Origin of the sequence: Burkholderia sp. Se-20378 (assembly GCF_017104665.1) — a bacterium.
GTDB classification, from domain to species: Bacteria; Pseudomonadota; Gammaproteobacteria; order Burkholderiales; family Burkholderiaceae; genus Burkholderia; species Burkholderia lata.
In genome coordinates this window covers 1-1,097 of the sequence record NZ_JAAGPG010001129.1, presented here as the reverse complement: position 1 = coordinate 1,097, position 1,097 = coordinate 1, and the positions used below count along the sequence as shown (strand labels likewise).

At 69.9% G+C, this 1,097-nt stretch carries 2 protein-coding genes; one reads left to right on the top strand and one right to left on the bottom strand.

All coding sequences use genetic code 11. From position 1 onward, the window contains the following. The coding region (locus G3N93_RS40565) for a LysR family transcriptional regulator (protein WP_241026923.1) at positions 1-693 on the bottom strand (693 nt) is incomplete at its 3' end. A gap of 106 nt (positions 694-799) precedes the next feature. Here G3N93_RS40565 and G3N93_RS40560 point away from each other — a divergent pair. After that, the coding region (locus tag G3N93_RS40560; protein ID WP_206135581.1) for an MFS transporter at positions 800-1,097 on the top strand (298 nt) is incomplete at its 3' end.

Genomic DNA, 1,097 nt, shown 5'->3' with positions numbered 1-1,097 from the left:
TTTTTTTTTTGTGATGCGCCGCCTCCCCACCTCGTTCTCCACCCTCCCCCCCCCCTTTGCCCTCCCCGCCGCTCTCCCCGCCCCGAAGCCGCCCGCCGCCCCGACCCACTGCATCGGCACCTGCGCGATCGCTTCGCTATCGATCCCCGAGCGCGCCACCAGCGCCGCCGACGCCGGATCGCCCCACACCAGCGCAAGATCGAGCTGGTTCGCATCGAGCCGGTCGAGCAGGTCGGCATTGCGCGCCACGCGCGCCTCGATCCGTACCTTCGGATGTGCGCGCGCGAACCGCCCGAGCACGTCGGGCAAAATCGCCTCGCCGAAATCCTCCTGCAGCCCCACGCGCACCCAGCCGTCGAGATTCATGCCGCGCACGGCCGCGGCCGCCTCGTCGTTCAGCTCGATCATCCGCCGCGCATAGCGCAGCATCGCATCGCCGGCGTCGGTCAGCGCGAGCCCGCGCCCGGCCTTCACGAACAGCGGCGTGCCGGCCTGCTCCTCGAGCTTGCGGATCTGCGCGCTCACCGCCGACGACGAGCGCGCGACGCGGTCGGCCGCCTTCGCAAAACTGCCGAGATCCACACCCGCGACGAGGCTGCGCAGCGCCGCCACGTCGAAGTTGGGCCGGGCCAGCGTGGCATCGGCCAGCGCGAGCGACTCGCCGTCGTCGCGTGGAATGTCTTGTCCGGGCATATCAACCATCCTGTTTTATCGAACGATTCATCAAGAACTTTCCGATTTTCAGGATGAATGTAGGTCGCCAGACTGTCGATGTCAATTTCCAACCGGGCCTGCCGCCATGGATACCTCGTACGTCGCTTCCCCCTCCTCGCCCGCCCGCGATGCGCGCGGCCCGGCCCATCGCTGGCGCGTGCTGGCCGCCGGCGTCGCCGCGAACATGAGCTTCTCGGCCGCGGCGGCCGGCATTCCGACCACGGCCGTGTGGATGCGCACGGCCTATCACCTCGACAACGGCGCACTCGGCCTCGTGCTCGGTGCGCTCGGCTTCGGCGTCGCGCTGTCCGAGCTGCCGTGGGGGATGGCCGCCGACCGCTTCGGCGACCGCCGCGTGCTGCTCGCCGGGCTCGTCGCGACGA